This is a genomic window from Lentzea sp. NPDC003310, assembly GCF_040610935.1.
Classification (GTDB): Bacteria; Actinomycetota; Actinomycetes; order Mycobacteriales; family Pseudonocardiaceae; genus Lentzea.
Map to the genome: position 1 here is coordinate 1 of NZ_JBEXNC010000004.1, position 18,932 is coordinate 18,932.

Genomic DNA, 18,932 nt, shown 5'->3' on the forward strand with positions numbered 1-18,932 from the left:
AAGGCCTCGCAAGGGCCCCGAAGTCAAGCCCCAATCGCGATCGTCGCGAAGCGGCGATGTCCGGCACCGGCTCGGTACAGACGCAAGGTGACCACGACGCAAGGCGACAGGTCGCACGGCCAAAGGCGACCACCCTCGCAGGGCGATGGGACGCACGGCAGCCGCCCACCCCGCTGGAACAGGCACCGGCCCACGCAAGCCGACCCGCCCGCGCCGTCAGGCCAACCCAGCCGCAGCCCGCAGCCCACACAGGTGCACAGGGTCGTCCAACAGCCGAACGGCCAGATCCGGCAACGCCCCCGCCACCCGATGCCCACCAGCCGCCGCGTCCACCACGGCCAACGCGGTGGCCAAACACTCAGCATGGGCATCAGGAGAGGACGCGATCAGACAGACCAGACCACCCAGGTGGTCGTACCCGAGCGTGCGCAGGGCCCACGCCGCCGCCCGCCGCGCATGCGGGGTCGGCGGCCACACGCTGAGGACCTCCGGGCCGGCGGGGACGAAGAAGGCGTGCACGGGGGAGGCCGTGGCGGCGCCTATCGGACCGGTGTCGGACATCTCGGCCATCGGTCACGCTCCCAGGGCTCGTCGTCGGACCAGTCCACCACGCGGAGCACCGCGTCCTAGGCAGTCGCAGCGGCAGCCAGGAGGCGAGACGACATCCCGCCGAACACCCCGACGCCTCCCCAGCCGACCCCGACCGGTCCAGCAGGCCCCCCGGCTCACGGCGTCGGCGGCGCGGCCGCCAGCACCGAGCGGATCAGCGGGGACACCGTGAAGCTGCGCCCGGTCTCCGTCTCCACCGGCCGCACCAGCCCCCGCTGCAGAAGATCACGCAGCAGGCGCCCGGTCTCAGCCGACGGCCCGAAACGCAACGGCAGGTTCTCCAAGACCCGCCGGTACGGCGCGGCCGCACCGGCCAAAGCGCGCAGCAGGGTGTCGTCGAGCAGGCAGGCCGGGTCGGTCGCGACCAGGTCGGGCAGCGGGTAGACCGACAGCCACGAGCCGACGGCGGCCAGTGCGGCGGGCACGCCGTCGAGGGCGCGGCACAGGCCGTCCACCTCGGCCGGGTCCGCCTCGCCGGGGTGGTCGGCGAGCAGGAGGCGGGCCGCGTCCGCGGGGTCCAGGCCCGAGAGCAGGAAGACCCGTTCGCCGGCGAGGCCGCACGGCGCGGGCGCGGTGATCAGCACCCGCACGCCGGGGCAGTCGGCCAGCAGGCGCAGCACGGCGTCCGCGCAGAGCGGTCCATCCACACCGTCGAGCACGACCAGCGCGGCACGGGCGCCGATCACCTCGGCGAGGTCGTCGCTGGCCCTCCCGCCCGTCCGCACGGCGTCGGACCACGCCGTCACCAGGCCGGCGAGCCTCGGGTCGCGCAACGGTGTGCTGTCCGGGCCGGCCCACAGCACGGGCATCCGGGCGTGCACCACGCCGGCCACGGCCGCCGCGAACCGCGTCTTGCCCACGCCGGGCAGGCCCACGACGGTCGCGAGACGGCACCCGCCGGTCAGTTCCGCGGCCAGCGAGCCGGTCTCGAGGTCACGACCCACCTGCGCGGTCAGGGCGGTGGGCGGTACGGCGGCCGCCGAGTCGACCTCGGCGCGCCGGTCCGGGTCCGCTGCCACCTCCAGGTCGTGTCGCGCACGGCTGCCCAGGCGCAACCCCTCGGCGATCAGCCGCACGGTGTCCGGCCGCGGCCGCAGCGCCCGCCCCTGTTCCAGGTCCCGGATGGCCCGCACGCTCACCGTCGACAGGTCGGCGAGCTCCCGCTGCGTCAGGCCGACGCGGCTGCGGTGCCGGCGCAGCAGCTGGGCGAAGGGCGGGAGTCCGGGGTCCAAGGCGGGCGGAGTGGCCATCTCGGCATCCTCTTTTCACGCGGCGATTTTGTCCCACCAATCGTCAGCACCCCCGCTATCACGCGGCCATCCCCGCGTATATCCCGCCGCAAAACAGCGCCGCTATCCCGCATATCTGCAGTTCAGGGCATGTTCTAACGTGCTATCGCCATCGTGATAGCGCCGGGATAAACCGCGCGATAGTGCCGGGATTAGCGGGCCTCATAACGTTTGTCTCGTCGCCGGAACAAACGAAAACGAGGAGCCCCCAAATGATCCGCACCGCCATCGCCAAGATCGTCGCCGTCGCCTTCGCCGTCGCGGCCCTGACCACCCTCGCCGCCACCACCGCCCACGCCGTGAGCGACGCGACGCCCGTCACCGTCTCCGGCAGCAACCCGTGGGAGTGAAGGCTGCTGACCTCGGACGACGGCGGGTTGTCACGGTGGGTAGCAGAGCGCTCACCAGCAGAGATGTGACCATGAACACCCGCCTGTGACGTCCTCGTGCTCATTTCGTAATATGGCCCGCCGTGTGAGCATGCCCCTGTCCCCGACGCAAGGTGTTCCCGAATGCCGGGCCGACATAGAACGCAAGAGAAACCCAGCAAGAAGCTGCCCATCGCGGTCGCCTCCACCCTCACGGTGGGCCTGGTCGCGACGTTCTGGGTGGTCCGCGCCACCGACCAGCAGGTCGACCCCACCGGCGCCGCCGCGAACCTGGCCGCGCCCACGACCTCGGTCAGCCAGGAGTCCGTCACCGCCTCCACGAGCGCACCGTCGTCCTCTCCTCTCCCGACGACCACCACCGCGCCCCCGGTGACCACGACGACGCCCCAGACCACCACGCCACCCCCGCCTCCCCCTCCGCCGCCGTGCCCGACCGCGCTGGACGGCGTCAAGCCGCACGTCGCGCAGGTGGGCCACCACATCGCCGGCAAGTTCGGCGTCGAGGACATCGGCGGCGCGGCCGGCCGCGGCGGCTCGGGCGACCACCCGACCGGCCTGGCGCTCGACTTCATGGTCGACACCGCCACCGGCAACCCGCTGGCCGAGTACGTGCTGGCCAACCGAAAGGCGTTCGGGGTCACCTACGTGATCTGGCGCCAGCGCTACAACGACGGCAGCGGCTGGTCGGTGATGGAGGACCGGGGCAGCCCCACGGCCAACCACATGGACCACGTGCACGTGTCGTTCGCGGCGAACGCGAAGGTCACCGTCACCTGCTGACCCGGTCAGGCGTCGCGCCGCTCCAGCGCGTCCAGACCGTCGTGCCACCGCCGGCGCCGCTCGGCCGGTGTCTGCTCCCACCACGGGGTGCCGCGCTCGCCGAGGGCGACCTTGGCGAGGTGGACCCGGGAGCGGGCATCGCGCTCGGCGTCGGCGTCGTCGGCACGACGGGCGGCGCCGACGTCCCGGCGTGCCGCCATCAGCAGGCGGCGCAGCCGTGCCGCGGGCTCGGAGGGGATCTCCGGGTCGGTGGCGCGCCAGCGTCGCCCGTCGATCACGACGAAGTGCCCGTCGGGCGTGTGCTCCGGCTCGGCCATCGCGCCAGTTTGGCACCGATCTCCGGTCGGTACCCTCTGACCGCCTGAGGGGGAGGACACCGGGTGGGCGACGCGTCGAAGGTCGGTAGGCAGGCTCGTGCGGTGCTGGCCGCCGCGGAGGCGTTCCGCGCGGAGGTCGCCGGGGTGCGCGCGGAACCGGACCGGCTGCTGGCGCTCGCCGCCGCGCGGTACGAGGCCGTCCGCGACGCGCTGGTGGCCGAGAAGCTCCAGGCCATGCCGGTGGAGAAACTCCGGGACACGCAACCGAACCTGCGGCTCAGCACGCTCAAGGACGCCGGGTACCGGACCGTCGCCGACGTCGCCCGCGCACGCCCGGAGCAGCTCGACGGGGTGGCCGGGGTCGGCAGGCAGTCCGCCGAGCAGATCGCACGGGTCGTCCGCGCCGTCGTCGAGGGCGTCACGCGCGACACGACCGTCCGGCTGAACCCCGACCGGGCCGGCGGTGCCCAGACCGAGCTGCTGCAGCTGCTGTCCAAGCTGCGCCGGGCGAACCAGCTCGTCGGCCCGCTGAGCGGGGCGCTCGGGGACGTGCTGGGCAGGGTCGACGCCGACGTGCGGGCCGCGTCCCGCGCGTGGAGCCGGCTGCGGATGTTCTTCTCGTCGCGCAAGAAGCGGCAGGCCGCCCTCGACTCGCTCGGCCGGCTCGAGACGTTGCTGGCCAGTCGTGACGTGGCGGCGTTGCGCGCGGTCGGGGCTCAGCTGCGCGTGCCGGACCTGGACCACCGCTCGCTGTGGCGTGACTACGAGCTCGACGCGGCCGCGTACAACACTTTGCTCGCCGATCTCGCCGGTGAAGGTCCGACGCCGGATCGCAGTGCCGCCAAGGGCTTCGTCCCCACCGAGATCGAGCACGAGGTCGACGCGACCCCGCTCGACACCAGCCTGCTGAAGGTGTCGCTGCGCGGGTACCAGGTGTTCGGGGCGAAGTTCGCGCTGGCCCGCAAGCGCGTGATCATCGGCGACGAGATGGGACTGGGCAAGACGATCGAGGCCATCGCGGCGATGGCGAGCCTCGCCGCCGGGGGACGGCGCGGGTTCCTGGTGGTGTGCCCGGCGAGCGTCGTCGTCAACTGGGTCACCGAGATCGGCCGGCACAGCGACCTGGTGCCGCACCGGGTGCACGGCGCGGGGCGTGACGCCGCGCTCGGGAAGTGGCTGGCGCAGGGCGGTGTCGGCGTCACGACGTTCGGCACGTTGCCGAAACTGGTGCTGCCGAAGAAGTTCCGGCCGACGATGGTCGTGGTCGACGAGGCGCACTACGTCAAGAACCCCGACACGCAACGGTCTCGAGCGGTCGACGCGGTCGTACAACGCGCGGAACGGGCGGTGCTGCTCACCGGCACGCCGATGGAGAACCGCGTCGAGGAGTTCCGCAACCTCGTCGCCTACCTCCAGCCCGGCGTCGCGGCCCGCACCGGCTCGATCGACGCCGTGGTGGGGGCCAAGGCCTTCCGCCGCGTCGTCGCGCCGGTGTACCTGCGGCGCAACCAGGAGGACGTGCTGGGGGAGCTGCCGGAACTGCTGGAGGTCGAGGACTGGGTCGAGTTCGGCCGGCAGGACCGGGGCGCCTACCTCGACGCGGTGCGTCAGGGGAACCTGATGGCGATGCGCCGCGCCGCCTACACGCCCGGCACACCGCGCGGCTCGGCGAAGCTGGAGCGGTTGCTGGAGATCGTCGAGGAGTCGCGGGACAACGGCTGGAAGGTCGTGGTGTTCTCGTACTTCCACGACGTGCTGGACGCGGTGGCGCAGCACGTCGACGTCTTCGGCCCGCTGACCGGCGCGACCTCGGCGCAGGGCCGTCAGCAACTGGTCGACGAGTTCACGGCCCGCGAGGGGCACGCGGTGCTGGTGGCCCAGATCGAGGCGGGCGGGGTGGGGCTCAACATCCAGGCCGCGTCCGTGGTGATCATCGCCGAGCCGCAGTGGAAGCCGAGCACCGAGGACCAGGCGATCGCCCGCTGCCACCGGATGGGGCAGGTCCGCAAGGTCCACGTGCACCGGTTGCTGGTCAAGGACAGCGTGGACGCGCGGGTGCGGGAGATCCGCGACCACAAGACCCTGCTGTTCGACCACTACGCGCGGGAGAGCGACACGAAGCACTCGCACGCGAGCGCGCTGGACTCCGCGGTGTCGGTGGAACAGCGGGTCGTGCTGGCCGAACAGCAGCGCCTCGGTCTCTAGAGCACAGCGGCGAAGTGGGGTTCCGCCGCCTCCAGCCGCGGCGCGGGCACACCGAGCCGCCGCGCCTCGGCGAGGACGTCGCGGCAGAGCTCCCGGGGCTCGGTGGCGCCCGGATCGTCGTGCGCCGCGAAGGACGCCCTCGCCGGGGCGAAGTGGGCGATCAGCCAGGTCATCACGGAGGCCACCGGCCGGGCGGGCAGGCGCAGGTGCCGCGTGGAACCGCGGTGCCGCCGCAGGTCCAGCCCGCGCGCTTCGAGCAGTGGCAACAACTCCCGCCCGGCCAGCAGGGCCTCCCGCAGCGCGGGCGCCCTCCCGATCAACGCGGCGATGGAGCCCGCCGGAAGCGCCTGCGAGTACAGCCCGGCGTCGGACACGACGTGGATCCACAGCCAGGCGCGGAAGTCCGACCGCTCGCGCACCCGCAGCCCGGCCCGGCGGAACAGCTCGCGCACCGCCCGTTCCCGTTCGGTCGGAGGCCGTTCCAGCGTCCCGAAGACGGCCGACGGCATGATCACGCCCCGGAGCACGCCGTTCGCGCCGAAGCCGCCGCCGGCCTGCGGGAACCCCCACGCGACCCGGTCGAGGGGCAGTGGTGCCACCGCCGCGGCCGGATCGGCCCAGACGTTGCCGAACACCAGCACCGTCGCGTCGCCGAGCCGCGGCGCCAGGAAGGCCGCGGCCTCCGCGACGCGGTGGTGCGACACGCTCACCAGGACCAGGTCGAAGTCGTGGTCGGCGGGCAGGTCCTCGCGCAGGCGCACCGGCCACCGCTGCTCGACCCGCCGCCCCCACACCCGCCGCCGCGCGTCGACCACGTCGAGCTCCACCACGTCCCCGTACGCCGCCGCACGGCCGGGCCGGACGTAGAACTCGACCTCGTGCCCGGCCTGCTCCAGGGCCCAGCCGTACAGGGTCGCGATCACGCCGCGCCCGAACAGGAGGATCTTCACGCCGCACCTCGTGGGGTAGGGTTCAACCGGAGATTGTCTCCACTTCGACGATATGGAGACAATCTCCACTTGTCAACGGAGGTGCTGGATGGACGCGGCCAAGCCGCTGCGGGCGGACGCCCGGCGCAAGCGGGAGGCGATCGTGGCCTGCGCCCGCGAGAGGTTCGCCGAGGGCACGTTCTCCGACCTGCGGTTCGACGACTTCGCGGGCCTGGCCGGCGTGGGCGTCGGGACGCTGTACCGCCACTTCCCGACGCGCGAGGCGTTGGCCGAGGCGGTGTTCCACGGCGAGGTCGTCGCCCTGCTGGCCCGCGCCCGGGAACTGCGGGACACGCTGCCCGCCGCGGAGGCGCTGGCCTCGTTCCTGCGCGACATGGTCGACTACCTCGACGTCCACCGCGGTCTCGCCCAGACGCTCGCCGCGCTGATGGCCACGCGCGCGAGCACGCTGGCCGAGGGCAGTCAGGAACTGGAGCGCGCCGTCCTGGAGATGGTGGACACCGCGACGGAGGACGGCGCCATCCGTCGAGATGTGGACGGTGGCGCCGTCATGATGGCGCTGCACGGGATCGGCGCGGCGCACGACCGCCCGAACTGGCGAGCCGAGGCCGACGGCCTGATCACCCTTCTGATCGCCGGACTGGCCGTGCGCTGAGCTCGGGTCAGGAGTGGACCGGACCCACGGACGCGGTGGACTTGTCCGCGGCCGAGCACGCCTTCTGCTCGGTGGGGAGGAACATCGCGGCGGTCTCGCCGGGCGGGTAGATCCGCAGACCCCGCACGTCCGCCGGCCCGCACTCGGCCGGGTCGTAGACGCCGACGTTGGTGATCGTCACGTCGCTGACCGCGCCCACACCCGGTTGCAGCGTCACGGCGGCCGGCGCGGCTTCGTCCTTCCTGGTCGCCGGGGCACCGACCTGCGTGCCGTTGTCACCGGTCACGAAGGACACCCCGGGAAATCCCTGCAGCGTGCAGGGAGCAGCGCCCTTGTTCGTGAACGCGAGCTTGTACTGCATCTTGTTCATGCCCCCGCCGCCCTCGTCCGCGGTGAGCGCGAGACCGAGATCGGCCGACCTGCACGCGCTCGGCCCGCCGGCCGCGGCCTGCTGGGTCGGTTGCGCCGCGGCGGAACCGGGGTCGGCCGCGCTCGGAGCGGGCGAGGTCGTGGGGGACGGTGCGGGACTGCCGCTCTGGCCGGCACATCCGCCGAGCAGGGCGGCGGCCGAGACCGCGGCGATCAGTGAGAAGGTGCGCACACTGGACTCCTTTGCACGTCGGCAGTGGCTCTCTCGTCGCAGGCATGCCCGGCGGTCGATCACCGCACACCCCCTTTGAACCTCGTCACAGAATGCCGCCCGTCATTTGCTCCAAAGCGATCGAAAACGGGCGTGAAGCATCTCGATTGGGCGCTGTCGAAGGCGTTCGCTCCTTGCGTTCGCCTTTGTTCGACAGCACGCTCCGAAGGCATGGTCAGGACCCTGCTCCACCTCCTGAGCGCGATCGCGGTCGTGTCGGGCCTGCTCGCACCGGCCCCCGCGCACGCGGCCCCCGGCGTGACCCTCGTCGCGGACACGCTGCTCGACGCGTCGGCGCTCTACTTCGTCTCCTACGACGGCGTGGTGAACAACAACTCGTTCCAGCAGGACGCGGTCCTGACCTACCAGGGCCGCCAGTACGCCACCTGGTACACCGCGAGCCGCAACGCGGTGATCGCCCGGCGGGCCACCGGCGGTACGCGCTGGGAAGCGGTGGTCCTGCCGCACCGGCTCACCGCAGACGACTCGCACAACGTGATCTCGCTCGGGATCTCCCTGCAGGACAACACGATCCACGTCGCGCTGGACACGCACAACACACGCCTGTTCTACCTGCGTTCCAAGCCCGGCCTCGCGATCGGCGCCGAGCCGTGGACGGCCGCGTCGTTCGGTGACGTGCGGCGGACGCTCGGCGGCGTCGAGCTGGGCGCGATGACCTACCCGCGGTTCGTGGTGACACCGGAGGGCAGGCTGCAGTTCAGCTACCGCACCGGAGGTTCCGGCAACGGCGTCACCGAACTGGCCGAGTACTCCGGCGGCACGTGGCGCCGGCTGGGGGCGTGGACGTCCGCGACCGGGTCCTACACCGGACCGAACGGTGTCGTCTCCACCACCCGCAACCTGTACCTGCACGGCCTGACGTACGACCGAAGTGGACGGTTGCACGCCGCGTTCACCTGGCGCGAGGGCAACCCCGGAGTGCTGTGCCACGCGGGCGGCCTCACCAACCACGACACCGGCTACGTCCACAGCGACGACCGCGGCCGCACCTGGCGCAACGGCGCGGGAACCGTCGTCGGCACGACCGGGGGCACGCCAGTCTCCGTCACCTCGCCCGGACTGGTGGTCGACCCGCTCGACCCGAACCACGGCCTGATGAACCAGGAGAGCCAGGCGGTGGACTCGGGCGGCCGCCCGCACGTGGTGATCAGCTACGTGCCCGGCCGGTTCACCCAGTGCGTCTCGAACTACGCCCAGCAACGAGCCCAGTACGGCCGCACGTTCCACGTCTTCCGGAAGGCGGACGGCAGCTGGTCCAAAGTGGAGGTTCCGGTGCCGCCGGGCCACACGCAGCGCACGAAGATCGTGCTCGACCGCGCCGACAACGTCTACCTCGTCATGCCGCGCGGGAAGATCGTGACCGCGAGCAGGGCGTCCGGCTGGACCGACTGGACCACGGTGTTCGACCGCCCGTCGCTGCGCGCCTTCGGGGAGGTCAACGTGGACACCTCCCGCGTCGCCGCCGACGGGGTTCTTTCGGTGCAGTACCAGCAGACCTCGAGCGGCACCACGCCCTCGCCGATCCGCGTCGCCGACTTCCGCCTCGGCACGACCTGACGTCCAGCAGCTCAGAGGAGGCCGGCATGACCCGGTTCTGGAAAGGATTCGTGAGCACCGTCTTCGCGGCGGTGATGGCGGCGGGCGCGGCGGCTCCGGCGAGAGCGGACACGTGGAACCCGCCCGCGAACCTCGTGACCCCGCTCAACCAGGTGTGGCAACACGTGGAGAGCACGTACGGCGACCTGTACGGGTTCCGCAACTACGGCTGGGACCAGGTGTTCGCGAACGGCGGCTACCTGAACTTCTGCGTGCGCTGGGACTCGCCGCAGCCGGTGACCGCGCAGCAGCGCGACGCGGTGCACGCCCAACTCGCGCGCCAGTACGGGAAGTGGATGGGCGTGATGGCGGGGCACAACGGCTTCCCGTACGCGTCCGTGCCGATCAAGGTGGTCGGCTGGGCGGTGCGCGACCGCAACCAGCTCCAGTGGACGGACAACTCCGTCGACATCTACGTCGGCGACATCCGCGAGAACGCGCCGCAGTGCTCCGAGGGCTGCGGGAGGTTCTTCAACCGCAACGGCACCTACCCGCGCTGCCCCGGTGGTGTGGCCCGGCACTACGACCAGTCGCTCTGGCTGACGGCGGGCATGGGCGGCGGCGCGGGCGGCGACTGGGGCCAGCGGATCGGCAGCGAGTACTTCATGGGCAACCTGAACTCGTCCGACGTGCACATCCTGCTGCACGAGATCGGGCACACGTTCGGCCTCGACGACTTCTACGACTGGACGCCCAGCGGGGTCGGCGGCTTCCTGATGAAGGCGGGCAGCGCCAGCGTGATCACCGAGTTCGACAAGTGGATGTTCCGCGACTGGTGGCGCCACCTCAAGAGCCGCTACGGCTTCTGAGGCGGGGCGGTGCTGGCCCGGTCGGTGAGCCGCGGCTGGAGCAGGCGCACCTCCGGCGGGAGATCCCCGGCGATGCGGGCCAGCACCATCTCGACCGCGATCGCGCCCAGCTCCCGCGCGGGCACGGAGATCGAGGTGAGCGGGAACGGCAGCGCCGCCGCCACGTCGTCCGGGCACAGCGCGATCACCGACAGGTCGGACGGCACGTCGAGCCCGCGCCGCCGCAGCTCCAGCAGCAGCGGGCCGAGCACGGCCTCGTTGTGCACGACGAGGCCGGTGACGTCACCGGCCTCCAGCACGGCGTCCAGGCAGGCGGAGACCGCGTCGTAGCCGGGCGCGCACGCGTGGGTGGTGGCCGAGGTCCCCCGTCGCGCGGTCTCGGCCCGGAAGCCGGCCAGCAGCCGCTCCGCGTAGCTGGTGCCGCGCTCGTACACGGCCGGCGGGGAGCCGATCAGCGCGACGGACCGGTGCCCCAGGTCGGCGAGGTGGCCCGCCATCCGCCTGCCCGCCGCGGTGAAGTCGAGGTCGACGCAGCTCAGGCCCTCGTGGTCGTCGGGCAGCCCGAGCAGGACGACGGGCGCGTCGAGGTCGCGCAGTCCGGCGAGGCGCGGGTCGGCGCTCTCCACGTCCATCACGACGATCGCGTCCGCCATCGATCTCGCGACGACCCGGTGCGCCTCGCCCGGACCGGCCTCGTCGGTCAGCAGCAGCACGTCGTAGTCCCGGTCGCGGGCCGCGCCCACGATGGACGAGACGAACTGCATCACGACCGGCACGTTCTGGTCGGTGTGCAGCGGCACGATCAGCCCGAGCACCTGCGACCGGCTCGACGCGAGCGCCCGCGCGCCGGCGTTCGGGTGGTACCCGAGGGCGGCGATGCTCCGCTCCACGCGGCGCCGGGTCTCCTCGGAGATCGTGCGCTTGCCGCTCAGGACGTAGGAGACGGTGCTCATCGACACGCCGGCGTGACGGGCGACCTCCTTGATAGTGATCATGCCCGTCCTCCGGTCGCTGGTGGCGATCATCGTAGTGCCGGGTGCCCGTCGAACGCGGCGCGGCGGGTCGCGGTCGAACGCGTCGAACGCGCGGCGCGTCCTTGACGTGCGTGTTTCCGCTGTGTCAGATTCGGATGACCAATCGAAGCGTTTCGATTCGCCGCCGGGCCGGAGGGGTCGCGTGGTCACCATCCTGGACGTGGCGAAGCACGCGGGGGTCGCTCCCAGCACCGTGTCGTACGTGCTGACGGGCAAGCGCGCGGTCTCCGCCGGCACCCGCGTCCGCGTCCGGCAGAGCATGGAGCTCCTCGGCTACCGCCCGTGCGTCACGTCCGCGCACAGCCGGACGAACGTGCTGGCGCTGGTGCTGCCCCTGCGCGAGGGCGTGCACCTGCCGGTGGTCATGCGGTTCGTCACCGCCGTGGTCACCGCCGCCCGCGAGCACGGCATGGACGTGCGGCTCGTGACCGCCGACGGCGGCGCGGCCGGGCTGCGCGGGCTCGCGAACGGCGGCCGGGCCGACGCCTTCCTCGTGATGGACGTGGAGCTCGACGACGAACGGGTCCCGGTGCTGCGCGAGATGGGGCGACCCGCCGTCCTGATCGGCCACCCGGCCGCGGTGACCGGGCTGACCTGCATCGACCTCGACTTCGAGGCGGCCGGCGCGCGCTGCGTCGACCACCTCGCCGACCTCGGCCACCACACCATCGGCTTCCTCGGCGCGCCGAGCGTCGTCTACGCGCGCAACACCGGGTTCGCCCGCCGGACCCTCGCGGGGTTCCGCGCCGCGGCCGTGCGCCGGGGTCTCACCTCCACCGCGCTGCCCACCGAGGCCGGCGGTGGGGCGGCGGACGCCGGCGTCGGCGCGTTGCTGGCCGAGCTGCCGGAGGTGTCGGCCCTGGTCGTGCAGAACGAGGCGGTGCTCGGGCGGGTGGTCGAGTGCCTGCGCGCCGAGGGCCGCAGGGTGCCCGACGACGTCACCGTGATGGCGATCTGCCCGGACGAGCTCGCCGGGCGGTTGCGGCTCACGTCGATCCAGCTGCCGGTCGACGTGCTCGCGCGGCGCGCGGTCGAGCTGGTGATGGCCAAGCTGGACGGGCGGCAGCCGCCCGCGCTGACGCTGCTGCCGCCGAAGCTGTCGCCGCGGTCGTCCTTCAGGCGCTGAAGCGCACCGCGGCGAGCCGGACACCGCCGTGCAGCACCACTTCCACGTCGTGCACACCGTCCACTCGCGACACGAGCGGCACGGACTCGCGCACCCACGAGTACCGGTCACCGGTCCCGGCGAAGGACAGGTCGGCGAGCAGCTCCCCGCCGGCCCGGAGCCGCACGCGTCCGGCCGTCCCCGCCACCTCCAGCTCGACCGCCACCGCGCCGCAGAGGTCGACGGCGCGGAACCACACCGTCGCGGGCGTGGCGGGATCGGTGGCGGTGACGGCGTCCCCACTGGCACGGGTGGCGTCGACGATCGTGACGCCGTCGTGGTCGTCGAAGTCGGTCGCGGCCAGCGGTCCGAGCCCGGCACGGGGGTGCGGCGGCGGGCCGACCACCGTCAGCGGGGCGGTGAGCAGGACGTCCTCGGCGGACCGGCCGACGAGCACCTCGTAGCGCCCGGGATCGACGACGAACGCCCCGGTGCCCACGTCCCAGTGCGCGAGGTCGCCCGCGCCCAGGCGGAACGTGAGCACGCGGCTCTCGCCGGGGTCGAGCGAGACCTTCCGGAAGTCCGCGAGTCGCAGCCGGGGCGCTTCGTAGCGGGCGTCGAGCGCGCGGACGTAGAGCTGGACGACCTCGGCGCCGGTCCGCCGCCCGGTGTTGTCGAGCGCCACCGAGACGTCGACCGCCGCGTTCGGCGTGATCGTGCCGGACGACAGGAACAGGTCGCGCCAGGCGAACTCGGTGTAGGACAGGCCGAAGCCGAACGGGTAGAGCGGTGCCGCCCGGTGGTACTGGTAGGTCCAGCCCGCCTTGATCACGTCGTAGTCGAGCGGGTCCGGCAGCGGGTCGCCTCCCCGGTACCACGTCTGCGGCAGCCGTCCCGCCGGTTCGGCGTGGCCGAGCAGCACGGCGGCCACGGCGCGGCCGACCTCCTGCCCGCCGTGCGACGTCCACAGGATCGCGGGGACGTTCTCGTCGGCCCAGTCGAGGGCGTACGGGTAGCTGCTCATCACGACCAGCACGGTGTCCTCGCGGACCTCGCGGACCCTGCGCAGCAACGCTTCCTGCGCGGCGGGCAACGCGATGCCGACGCGGTCCTCGGTCTCGCGGCCGTGGATCAGCGGGTGGTTGCCGAGCACGACCACGGCGACGTTCGCGGACATCGCCGCCTCGATCGCCCGTGTCGTGCCGTCGTGCAGGACCTCCTTCTCCCACCACTCGGCGTCGTCCCGGCTCGCAGCGGTGACCGTCACGCGTCCGTCGAGCGGGTCCACGACCGCGTAGAGCCCGGTGTGCACGTTCTGCAACAGCACCGAGTCCTCCGCGGGCACCAGCCGGAACGTCTCGCGGACCTCCCAGCTCTTGATCTCGTCGCGGTCCGCGACCGGCGTCGAGTCCGTGAGCCCCAGGTAGCGGCCGGTCTCCGCGGACCGCAGCGTCAGCACGCCGTCGCCCCAGTCGACGACGTCGAACGCGGTCTTGCCCAGCAGTTCGCCGCTCGTGCGCGAGCGCAGCGCCACCCGGTCCGCGCCCTCCGCCACGACCACCGGCCCGTCGTGCACCGCTTCGAGTCCACTCGCGACGGTCATCCGGTAGGGGAGCGTGCCGCTGTACCAGTCCTCGAACACCACGTCCGCCAGCGGCCCGATCACCGCGATCCGCGGGGCGGTGAGCGGCAGCAGGCCGGTGTTGCGCAGCAGGACGACCGACTCGGTGGCGGCGCGCAGGGCCAGCGCGCGGTGCGCCGGGCAGTCGACGACGTCCGGGCCGGTGCCGGCGTACGGGTCGTGCTCCGGGTCGAACTCGCCCAGGCGGAACCGGAGCTCGAGCTGCCGCCGCACCGCGCGGTCGACGTCGGCCTGGTCGATCAGGCCGCGCTCGAGCGCTTTCCGCAACCGGCCCACGGGCGTCGCGCTGTCCTCGCCGTGGTCGGTGAAGCTGTCGATGCCCGCCCGCAGCGCGGCCGCGTGCGCTTCGGCGTGGTCGTCGAAGTAGTGCTCCGGGTCGACCAGGTTGGACGGCGCCTCGGCGTCGCTCACGACGAACAGCTCGCGCCCGCTCCAGCCGCGCAGCACGCCGAGCAGCGGGCTGACGTGGCACGGGCGGCCGTTGACGAGGTTGTAGGCGGCCATCACGCCGGTCGCGAAGCCCGAGGCGATCACGGGCCGGAACGCGGCCAGGTCGTACTCGTGCAGCACCCGCGGGCGCACGCCGGACGACGTGACGCAGCGGTCGTCCTCGTTGTTGTAGGCCAGGAAGTGCTTGAGCACCGGGGCCGTGCGCAGGAACCGGGGGTGCTCGCCCGCGAGCCCCCGGCAGAACGCGGTGCCGAGCCGGGCGGTGAGCACCGGGTCCTCGGAGTAGCCCTCCTCGTTGCGGCCCCAGCGCGGGTCGCGCAGCAGGTTCAGCACCGGTGCCCACGCCTGCAGGCTGTGCGGTCCCGTGCCGGACGCGGGGGTGCGGTGGTGGTGGAACGCGCGCAGCTCGACGGACGTGGCCTCGGCGACGCGCCGCACGAGCTCGGGGTCCCAGGTCGCGCCCAGTCCGACTGCCTGCGGGAAGACGGTGGCGGTGCCGAGCCAGGCGACGCCGTGCAGCGCCTCCGTGCCGGTGCGGAACGCGCCGAGGCCGAGCCGGGGCACGGCCGGCGAGTACTGGTGCAGCATCGCGATCCGCTCCTCGGGTGTCAGCCGGTGGAGCAGGTCGTCGACGCGCTCGCGCCGGGAGAGCGCCCGGTCGCGGAACGGCAGCGGGCCGGGCACGGGCTCGGACACCACGGGGCAACCCCTTAGCTAACGCAGTCACGTGGTTGGCGAAGCGTTTCGACGTTGGCATGCAGGGGATTCTGCTGTCAATGGCCTTGTTTCACGCGACCTGCGTCACTAGCCTCGCCGTCATCTGTTTAAGCGCTTCGACACTTCGACGACGAAGGATCGGGTCCGCCATGAACATCGAGCTGAACCGCAGGAACTTCCTCAACGCCGCCGTCGCGGCCGCCGGTCTCGCCGCGGTGGGCCCGCTGCTGTCGGCCTGCGGGGGTGGTGGCGCGCAGCGCGCGGGGGTCAACTCCGGGGAGGCGCTGCGGGCCGTCCTGCCGGCCCACGTGCCGCACTCGTCGTTCAGGCCGGACATCCCGTCGGTGGCGGGCGGTCCGGACGTCCTGACGGACCCCGGTTTCCTCAGCTACCCCGCGAACCGCGTCGCCACCGTCTCCGGCACACCGGGCAGAGGCGGCCGGTATTCGTCGGTCACACCGCTGTGGGGGACGATCCCCCCGGCGGGCAACGGGTTCTACCAGGCGATGAACAAGGCGCTGGGCGTCGAGCTCGAGATGCGGCCCGCGGACGGCAACAACTACAACACCATCGTCCCGACGATGACCGCCGCGAAGAGGCTGCCGGACTGGATCCAGCTGCCCGCCTGGTGGAACCCCAACTTCAACACCGGCGGCCTCGCCGGCACCCAGCTCGCGGACCTGACCCCGTTCCTGTCCGGCGACAACGTCAAGAAGTACCCGAACCTCGCGGCCATCCCGACCGCGGCGTGGCGCGCGGGTGCCTGGGGCGACAAGCTGTATGGCATCCCGTCGTTCGCGTCCGGCTTCCAGATCGCGGGCGCGCTGTTCCACCGCCGGGACCTGCTGGACGCCAAGGGGATCAGTGCCGGCGAGGTGAAGTCCGCCGACGACCTGATGAACCTCGGCAAGGAGCTCACCGACGCCAAAGCGGGCGTCTGGGCGTTCGACGACATCTACACCTACTTCTACACGGCGTTCGGCGCGCCGCTGAAGTGGAAGGTGGACAACGGCAAGCTCGTCCACCTGTACGAGACGCAGGAGTTCCTCGACGGACTCGAGTGGCACCGCAAGCTCGCCGCCGCCGGGTACGTCCACCCGGACGCGCTGGCCGGGGACAACGCCGGCGGCTCCACCCGGTTCTACGGCGGCAAGGTCGTGATCACCGGAGGCGGCACGGGCGCGTGGAACCTCGCCGACGACCAGTCGGGCAAGGCCGCGAACCCGGCCTACCGCCGGGGCGCGTTCGACTTCTTCGCCGCCGACGGCAAGGGCGCGCCGCGCGTCGACATGGGTCCGGCGACGACGATGGTCAGCTACCTCAACGCGAACCTGAAGCCCGAGCAGATCGAGGAGCTGCTGGCCGTCGCCAACTACCTGGCCGCGCCGTTCGGCTCCGCCGAGTACACGATGGTCAACTTCGGCACCGAGGGCACGCACTTCACCATGGCGGGCGGCGTGCCGACGCCCACCGACGCGGGCCGCAAGGAGGTGCAGGCGCAGACCTACCCGTTCCTCGCCGCGCCCGCCAACGTGATCAGCAACCAGACCGCGCAGTCCGTCACGCGCGACGTCGCCGCCTGGCAGGCCGCCAACGCCAAGGCCCTCGCCAAGCCGGTCTTCTGGAGCATGAACATCAGCATGCCGCAGGCCCAGGCCACCGCCGAGGCCGCGCAGTCCGTCTACGACACGGTGAAGGACTGCTACCACGGCAAGAAGTCGGTCGCCGAGGTGAAGGAGGTCGTCGCCTCCTGGAAGACCAGCGGCGGCGGTGACCGGCTCATCGCGTGGATGAACGACAACGTGCTGCAGAAGTTCGGCACCGGGCAGTGACCACCGTCCGCCCGGGGCTCTCCTTTCGGGCACGGCTGCGGCGGGACCGGTCGCTGCTGCTGATGACGCTGCCCGCCGTCGTGCTGCTGCTGGTGTTCAACTACGTGCCGCTGTTCGGTCTCGTCACGGCGTTCCAGGAGTACGACCCGCTGGCCGGGGTGTGGCAGAGCCCGTGGGCGGGCCTGTACCAGTTCGAACGGCTCTTCGGCGACCCGCTGTTCTGGGGCGCGCTGCGCAACACGCTCTACCTCAGCTTCGTCCAGCTGGTGCTGTTCTTCCCGATCCCGATCGCGCTGGCCCTGCTGCTCAACTCCGTGCTGTCGCAGCGGATCCGCAACTTCATCCAGTCCGTCGTGTACCTGCCGCACTTCTTCTCGTGGGTGCTCGCGATCACGATCTTCCAGCAGATGCTCGGCGGCGCGGGCGCGCTCAACCAGTTCCTGCGCTCGCACGACCTGGGCACGTGGGACGTCATGACGAACCCGGACACCTTCGCGCTGCTGGTGACCGCGCAGGTGATCTGGAAGGAGGCGGGCTGGGGGATCATCGTGTTCCTCGCCGCGCTCGCCACCATCAACACCGACCTCTACGAGGCCGCGGCGGCCGACGGCGCCGGGCGGTGGCGCCGGCTCTGGCACATCACGCTGCCCGGTCTGCGCGGCGTCATCGTGCTGATGCTGGTGCTGCGCCTGGGGAACGCGCTGACCGTCGGGTTCGAGCAGTTCCTGATCCAGCGGTACGCGGTCGGCCACGACACGGCGGACGTGCTCGACACGTTCTCGTTCTACTTCGGCATCGCGACCGGCGACTACAGCTACGGCGCGGCGGCGGGACTGTTCAAGAGCGTGATCTCGCTGCTGCTGATCTGGGGAGCCAACAGGATGGCGCACGCCTTCGGACAGGACGGGTTGTACCGCCGATGACGCTGACCGCGACCCGCCGCCGTGCGGAGGACACCGCCCCGCCACGACCGGTCCGTCCGAAGAGGAGGAACGGGCGCCCGGCCTGGGAGGAACCGCCCACCGCCGCCGGCGAGGCCGCCAAGGGCGTCACCCTCGGCGGCGTGCTGCTCGCGATGCTGGTGCCGTTGTGGATCGTCGTGCTGACGAGCCTGTCGACGCGGGGCTCGGTCAACCGCGCGGGCGGGCTCGTGCTCTGGCCGGACGAGCTGACGTTCGAGGCGTACCGGGTGATGCTGTCGGACTCGACGGTCCGCAGCGCACTGCTGGTGAGCTTCGGCATCACCGCGGTCGGCACGGCGGTGTCGATGGCCGTGTCGGTGATGTGTGCCTACGGGCTGTCGCGGTCGCGCTCGCCCGGCCACCGGTTCCTGCTGGGGCTGCTGATCGTCACGATGTTCGTCAACGGCGGCCTGATCCCGACGTTCCTCGTCGTCGTGGGCCTCGGCGGGTACGGGCAGTGGTGGGCGCTGATCCTGCCGAGCGCGGTGTCGGTGTTCAACATCCTGATCCTGCGGGCGTTCTACGCGAGCACGTCGGCGGACCTGATCGAGGCCGCGCGGATCGACGGCGCGGGGGACTGGCGGATCCTGTGGTCGATCGTGCTGCCGACCTCGCGCGCGGTGACGGCGGTGATGGCGCTGTTCTACGGCGTCGGCTACTGGAACTCCTTCTTCAACGTGATGCTCTACATGCCGACGGAGAGCGAGAAGTGGCCGTTGCAGTACGTGCTCTTCACCTACGTCAACCGGGGCAACGGGATGCCGGGCTCGCTCAACGGCGGCTTCGGCGACCAGTTCTCCCAGACCGCGCCGCTGTCGCTGCAGATGGCCGTGGTGGTGCTGACGCTCGTGCCGTTGCTCGTCGTGTACCCGTTCGTGCAGAAGCACTTCCGCACGGGCGTGCTGACCGGCGCGATCAAGGGCTGAGCGC

Annotated in this window: 17 protein-coding genes; 10 read left to right on the forward strand and 7 right to left on the reverse strand. The window is 72.0% G+C overall.

What is annotated here, in order from left to right:
* Window positions 1–216: 216 nt before the first annotated feature.
* The gene (locus ABZX02_RS07630) at window positions 217–570 is read right to left on the reverse strand and encodes a hypothetical protein (protein WP_355295859.1); all 354 of its coding nucleotides are present in this window, start codon (window positions 568–570) and stop codon (window positions 217–219) included.
* Between the two features lie 155 nt (window positions 571–725).
* Window positions 726–1,859, reverse strand: a complete 1,134-nt coding sequence (locus ABZX02_RS07635) for a helix-turn-helix domain-containing protein (RefSeq protein ID WP_355295861.1) — start codon at window positions 1,857–1,859, stop codon at window positions 726–728.
* 251 nt (window positions 1,860–2,110) lie between these two features.
* Between ABZX02_RS07635 and ABZX02_RS07640 the strand changes: the two genes are divergently transcribed.
* Window positions 2,111–2,248, forward strand: coding sequence for a hypothetical protein (locus ABZX02_RS07640; RefSeq protein ID WP_355295863.1), 138 nt, complete (start codon window positions 2,111–2,113; stop codon window positions 2,246–2,248).
* Between the two features lie 162 nt (window positions 2,249–2,410).
* The gene (locus ABZX02_RS07645) at window positions 2,411–3,067 is read left to right on the forward strand and encodes a hypothetical protein (RefSeq protein WP_355295864.1); all 657 of its coding nucleotides are present in this window, start codon (window positions 2,411–2,413) and stop codon (window positions 3,065–3,067) included.
* A 5-nt stretch (window positions 3,068–3,072) separates the two neighbouring features.
* On the opposite strand, the gene ABZX02_RS07650 is transcribed toward ABZX02_RS07645, so the two are convergent.
* On the reverse strand, window positions 3,073–3,384 hold the full coding sequence (locus ABZX02_RS07650) for a hypothetical protein (RefSeq protein WP_355295866.1): 312 nt from the start codon (window positions 3,382–3,384) through the stop codon (window positions 3,073–3,075).
* Between the two features lie 63 nt (window positions 3,385–3,447).
* Here ABZX02_RS07650 and ABZX02_RS07655 point away from each other — a divergent pair, with 63 nt between their 5' ends.
* On the forward strand, window positions 3,448–5,589 hold the full coding sequence (locus ABZX02_RS07655; RefSeq protein WP_355295868.1) for a DEAD/DEAH box helicase: 2,142 nt from the start codon (window positions 3,448–3,450) through the stop codon (window positions 5,587–5,589).
* Here ABZX02_RS07655 and ABZX02_RS07660 read toward each other — a convergent pair.
* A complete protein-coding gene (locus tag ABZX02_RS07660) occupies window positions 5,586–6,539 on the reverse strand; it encodes a 2-dehydropantoate 2-reductase N-terminal domain-containing protein (RefSeq protein ID WP_355295870.1) in 954 nt (317 codons plus the stop codon). The two genes, ABZX02_RS07655 and ABZX02_RS07660, sit on opposite strands and share 4 nt — an antisense overlap.
* A gap of 88 nt (window positions 6,540–6,627) precedes the next feature.
* On the opposite strand from ABZX02_RS07660, the gene ABZX02_RS07665 reads away from it, so the two are divergent.
* The gene (locus ABZX02_RS07665; protein WP_355295871.1) at window positions 6,628–7,194 is read left to right on the forward strand and encodes a TetR/AcrR family transcriptional regulator; all 567 of its coding nucleotides are present in this window, start codon (window positions 6,628–6,630) and stop codon (window positions 7,192–7,194) included.
* A 7-nt stretch (window positions 7,195–7,201) separates the two neighbouring features.
* Here ABZX02_RS07665 and ABZX02_RS07670 read toward each other — a convergent pair whose 3' ends face one another.
* On the reverse strand, window positions 7,202–7,795 hold the full coding sequence (locus tag ABZX02_RS07670) for a DUF4232 domain-containing protein (RefSeq protein WP_355295873.1): 594 nt from the start codon (window positions 7,793–7,795) through the stop codon (window positions 7,202–7,204).
* A gap of 210 nt (window positions 7,796–8,005) precedes the next feature.
* Here ABZX02_RS07670 and ABZX02_RS07675 point away from each other — a divergent pair, with 210 nt between their 5' ends.
* Together ABZX02_RS07675 and ABZX02_RS07680 are read left to right on the forward strand one after the other, a co-directional pair.
* Window positions 8,006–9,412 (forward strand): BNR repeat-containing protein, encoded by a 1,407-nt coding sequence (locus tag ABZX02_RS07675; RefSeq protein WP_355295874.1) that lies wholly within the window; start codon window positions 8,006–8,008, stop codon window positions 9,410–9,412.
* Window positions 9,413–9,438: 26 nt separating this feature from the next.
* Window positions 9,439–10,260: a hypothetical protein gene (locus ABZX02_RS07680; protein ID WP_355295876.1), complete on the forward strand. Its 822-nt coding sequence runs from the start codon at window positions 9,439–9,441 to the stop codon at window positions 10,258–10,260.
* On the opposite strand, the gene ABZX02_RS07685 is transcribed toward ABZX02_RS07680, so the two are convergent.
* Window positions 10,248–11,255 (reverse strand): LacI family DNA-binding transcriptional regulator, encoded by a 1,008-nt coding sequence (locus tag ABZX02_RS07685; RefSeq protein ID WP_355295878.1) that lies wholly within the window; start codon window positions 11,253–11,255, stop codon window positions 10,248–10,250. The two genes, ABZX02_RS07680 and ABZX02_RS07685, sit on opposite strands and share 13 nt — an antisense overlap.
* Window positions 11,256–11,436: 181 nt before the next feature.
* Between ABZX02_RS07685 and ABZX02_RS07690 the strand changes: the two genes are divergently transcribed.
* The gene (locus ABZX02_RS07690; RefSeq protein ID WP_355295880.1) at window positions 11,437–12,420 is read left to right on the forward strand and encodes a LacI family DNA-binding transcriptional regulator; all 984 of its coding nucleotides are present in this window, start codon (window positions 11,437–11,439) and stop codon (window positions 12,418–12,420) included.
* Here the strand turns inward: ABZX02_RS07690 and ABZX02_RS07695 are convergent.
* Window positions 12,410–15,187 (reverse strand): glycoside hydrolase family 3 C-terminal domain-containing protein, encoded by a 2,778-nt coding sequence (locus ABZX02_RS07695; protein WP_355295881.1) that lies wholly within the window; start codon window positions 15,185–15,187, stop codon window positions 12,410–12,412. The two genes, ABZX02_RS07690 and ABZX02_RS07695, sit on opposite strands and share 11 nt — an antisense overlap.
* 170 nt (window positions 15,188–15,357) lie before the next feature.
* Here ABZX02_RS07695 and ABZX02_RS07700 point away from each other — a divergent pair, with 170 nt between their 5' ends.
* Genes ABZX02_RS07700 through ABZX02_RS07710 form a run of 3 tightly spaced genes read left to right on the forward strand, consistent with a single transcriptional unit; the run spans window position 15,358 to window position 18,928 of the window.
* Window positions 15,358–17,040: a hypothetical protein gene (locus tag ABZX02_RS07700; RefSeq protein ID WP_355295883.1), complete on the forward strand. Its 1,683-nt coding sequence runs from the start codon at window positions 15,358–15,360 to the stop codon at window positions 17,038–17,040.
* Complete coding sequence (locus ABZX02_RS07705; RefSeq protein WP_355295885.1) at window positions 17,037–17,963, forward strand: ABC transporter permease subunit; 927 nt, start codon at window positions 17,037–17,039, stop codon at window positions 17,961–17,963. The genes ABZX02_RS07700 and ABZX02_RS07705 overlap by 4 nt, the downstream gene beginning before the upstream one ends.
* Complete coding sequence (locus tag ABZX02_RS07710) at window positions 17,960–18,928, forward strand: carbohydrate ABC transporter permease (protein WP_355295886.1); 969 nt, start codon at window positions 17,960–17,962, stop codon at window positions 18,926–18,928. The genes ABZX02_RS07705 and ABZX02_RS07710 overlap by 4 nt, the downstream gene beginning before the upstream one ends.
* The last annotated feature ends 4 nt before the right edge of the window (window positions 18,929–18,932 follow it).